This is a genomic window from bacterium (assembly GCA_030655055.1).
In the GTDB taxonomy this organism is placed as follows: domain Bacteria; phylum Edwardsbacteria; class AC1; order AC1; family EtOH8; genus UBA5202.
The window spans coordinates 1-3435 of record JAURWH010000132.1 but is presented as its reverse complement, the minus strand read 5'-3'; the positions used below and the strand labels follow the sequence as shown (position 1 = coordinate 3435).

The 3435-nt window shown below is 57.1% G+C and carries 5 protein-coding genes; all 5 read right to left on the bottom strand.

Translation table 11 applies throughout. The annotated features are described in order from the left end of the window. Nucleotides 1–1755: ABC transporter ATP-binding protein (locus Q7U71_06240; GenBank protein MDO9391355.1), on the bottom strand; the 1755-nt coding region annotated here is incomplete at its 3' end. Nucleotides 1756–1815: 60 nt separating this feature from the next. Further along, nucleotides 1816–2148, bottom strand: a complete 333-nt coding sequence (locus Q7U71_06235; protein MDO9391354.1) for a DUF190 domain-containing protein — start codon at nt 2146–2148, stop codon at nt 1816–1818. A gap of 10 nt (nt 2149–2158) precedes the next feature. Then, nucleotides 2159–2542: a fluoride efflux transporter CrcB gene (crcB, locus tag Q7U71_06230; protein ID MDO9391353.1), complete on the bottom strand. Its 384-nt coding sequence runs from the start codon at nt 2540–2542 to the stop codon at nt 2159–2161. 52 nt (nt 2543–2594) lie between these two features. Next, nucleotides 2595–3197 carry a methyltransferase domain-containing protein gene (locus tag Q7U71_06225; GenBank protein ID MDO9391352.1) on the bottom strand — a complete coding sequence of 201 codons (603 nt, stop codon included), beginning with the start codon at nt 3195–3197 and terminating at the stop codon, nt 2595–2597. Between the two features lie 53 nt (nt 3198–3250). Next, nucleotides 3251–3435: hypothetical protein (locus Q7U71_06220; protein MDO9391351.1), on the bottom strand; the 185-nt coding region annotated here is incomplete at its 5' end.

Here is a 3435-nt window from a genome sequence, read left to right as displayed (position 1 = left end):
CTGGTCGTATTTCTGCGGCAGCCGTTCGATGAAGGTGTCGGCGTGGACCTGGCGGGCGATCTCCCTTACCTTTTCATCGGACAGGTCCTTGTTCAGCCGGATGTTGCCCTTGATGTCTCCGGAGAACAGGAACACGTCCTGCATCACCACCCCCAGCGAGGAGCGGAGGCGGGAAAGGCCCAGCTCCCGGATGTCGGTTCCGTCTAAAAGTATCTGGCCGCTGCTTACGTCGTACAGCCGGGAGATCAGGTTGATGATGGTGGTCTTGCCGCTGCCGGTGGAACCCACCAGGGCCACCTTTTCGCCGGGGGCCACGGTAAAAGTGATGTTCTTTAGCACCGGCTCTCCCGGCAGGTATTCAAAGCAGACGTCCTTGAATTCTATCCTGCCCCTGGCCCTCTCCGGTTCCGAAGCCGGGGGAATGTCCTTTATGGTCACCGGCTCGTCCAGCAGCTGGAAGATGCGCTCGGAGCTGGCCATGGCCGACTGTAGCACGGTGTAGCTTTCGGTAAGCTCCTGGATGGGCCGGAAGAACATCCTAAGGTAGGTGATGAAGGCCACCAGCGCTCCCAGCGAGATGTTCTGCCGTATCACCAGGCCGCCACCGTAATAGATGATAAGGCCCAGGCCGATCCCGGAGATCACCTCCACCAGGGGCCGGAAGAAAGACATCACCATCACCTCCTGCATGGAGGCCTGGAAATAATCCCGGTTGATCAGCTGGAAGCGGCGGATGCTTTCGGACTGGCGGCGGAAGATCTGGATCACCCGGACCCCGGAGATGTTCTCCTGCAGGGTGGCGTTGAGCCGGGCCAGCCGGACCCGGATCCGGCGGTAGATGTCGCGGGCCCTGATCCGGAAGAACACGGTCCACAGCGCGATGAAGGGGAGCAGGGCCAGCACCACCAGGGCCAGTTTTAAGCTGTAGAAGAAAAGCACCCCCAGGATGGCCAGGGTCAGCAGGATGTCGCGGAGCAAAGCCAGGAACACCGAGGTGAAGGCCTCGTTGACGGCGTCCACGTCGTTGGTGGCCCGGGTCACCAGGCGCCCCACCGGATTGCGGTCAAAATAACGCATGTCCAGCACCTGAAGCCGGGCGAATACTTTGCGCCTTAGATCGTGCATAAAGCGCTGGCCCACCAGCAGCACCATGAAGGTCTGGAAGAAGTTCAGGATGAAACCCAGCACGATCAGCCCCAGGAACTGCAGGCCGATCCGCTGGATCCCGGCAAAGTCCCGGGCCCGCAGCAGGGATATTTCGTCCGGGGACAGCTTTTTCAGGTCGGAATGCCTGATCAGCGCCACCTTGCCGTAACGGGAGAAAAGAAGGGGGTGGGCGTCCATGACGGCCAGGATCCCGGCCTGCCCCGAAGAATCCCCGAGCGCAAAATAATAGTACGGGGTGTCGTCGACCAGTCCCTGTTTCTGCCAGCCGGCCATCAGGTATTTGTCGTCGGATGAAAGCTTGGAGACATCCACCAGCACCGTGTCCCCAGACAGGCTCAAGGAGCCGGCCACCGGACGGCCCGGCACAGCCTTGCGCCCGGAAACGTTGATGTAGCTGTCTATGGCCCGCCGGGTGAATTCGGGCAGCACCAGCTCAAAGCCGGTGACGGCCAGCAGCACCACCAGCGAAACGGCCAGATGGGCCCGGTAGGGCCATAAAAAGGCCGACAGCCTTTTTATCAGCCGGGCGTCGTAGATGCTGCCCAGGGCGGCTTCTTCGTGAAATTCGTGTTGGTCGTGAGGGGACATTGACTTTGGGTTTAGTGATTAGATGATTGGGATCAGAGAATAATTAAGTGCTGGAAGATATCAGGAATGGCGGTACCTAATGACCTTGACCTCCTCCAGCGTCACCAGGCCCTCCGCCACCTGTTCATCAATGAACGGCATCAAGGTATCGATCTTTTCCTGGGTGTCCACGATCTCGATGATCACCGGAAGGTCCTCGGAAAGCTCCAGCAGCTTGGAGCTGTGGATCCGGCTGTCGGCTCCAAAGCCCAGGATCCCCCTAACCACGGTGGCCCCGGCCAGGTTAAGCTCCCGGGCCTTGAGCACGATCTGCTCGTAAAGGGGCCGGCCCTGGTGCTTGTCGCTTTCACCGATGAATATCCGCAGCAGCACCGCCTGTTCCGGCAGTTTCATATGAAGGCTCCTATCTTATGGCTTTTAAGAAAAAACGTGAGGCGTAAAGGCCGGCCGCCACCAGCAGCAGTCCCAGGATGGTGCTTAAAAGGATGTTGGTGACGAACAGTCTTATCTGGCCCTCGCGCAGCAGGTTCACCGATTCCAGGCTGTAGGTGGAGAAGGTGGTGTAGGCTCCGATGAACCCGATGGTGATGAAGCTCCTTAGGTCCGCCGGAATGACGGAGGTCTCGAACAGCTCAAAGAAGAACCCGATCAGAAAACAGCCGGTAAGGTTCACCGCCAGCGTGCCCCAGGGAAAGATCTGGCTGACGTTCAGATGGACCCATTTGGAAAGGCCGTAGCGGGCCAGGGCTCCCAGGCTTCCGCCCAGCGCGATGTATAAAATGTGCATGGGTTCTCAAACAATTAACAATGAACAGTGGACAATGACCGGTTTTGGGGCGTTACCTCTTCCGGGCGATCAGTTTGTTGGCTGCATGGTGGTGCTTTAGCCCGCCGGGGTGAGTGTCGTAAAAATCGTAAGACTTGAAATACTCGACCGCCCAGTCGGAATAAATGTTCTTGATCTCTTTTTCAGCGAATAAGCCTATGCAATGCTGCGCTAAATCCGCGGGAATGGGCAAAGCGTCGGTGAACACCACGATAACGTTAACGCCATTGATCCGGGTATGCGATTTCATGCCCCGGACAAACCCGGTCCAGGTGTCCCTTGTAACCAAGTGCAGAACGCCGTGGGAAATTATCAGATCGTAGTGATCCTTAAAATCATATTCGGCCAGATCCTGAACCCAGGCATTGATCTCAATCCCCTTCTGTTTGGCGAGCAGGGTCAGTTTCTCTATGCCGCTGGCGGAAATGTCAAAGGCATCCACGGAAAATCCTTTTTCCGCCAGGAACAGGGCATTTCTTCCGTCCCCGCACCCGGCATCAAGGATCCTTGATGCCTTGGGCAGCGAGTTTGAGATCTCATAGATCTCAAGGCTGGGGCTCCCAAAGGTCGAGGCCTCAGTGTTTTTATAGGATCTTTCCCAAAAAGGCTTGTCCATCTGTTTGCCTGTCTTATAAATAACGAATAACAATTAACCAATAACGAAACCGGTCAGGCCTTCTCCAGCTCTCTTTCCAGCTGCTGCAGCTGGTGCATCTCAAAATACTTGCCTTTGCGGTCCAACAGCTCCTGATGTTTTCCCTGCTCCACGATCCTGCCCTGGTCCATCACCAATATCAGGTCGGCGTCCATGATGGCGAAGATGCGGTGGGAGATGACGATGGAGGTGCGCTGTT

What these genes read in the sequence shown, in the direction of transcription:
- crcB (MDO9391353.1), bottom strand. Translation starts at nt 2,542, where the DNA reads ATGCACATTTTATACATCGCGCTGGGCGGAAGCCTGGGAGCCCTGGCC.
- Q7U71_06235 (MDO9391354.1), bottom strand. Translation starts at nt 2,148, where the DNA reads ATGAAACTGCCGGAACAGGCGGTGCTGCTGCGGATATTCATCGGTGAA.
- Q7U71_06225 (MDO9391352.1), bottom strand. Translation starts at nt 3,197, where the DNA reads ATGGACAAGCCTTTTTGGGAAAGATCCTATAAAAACACTGAGGCCTCG.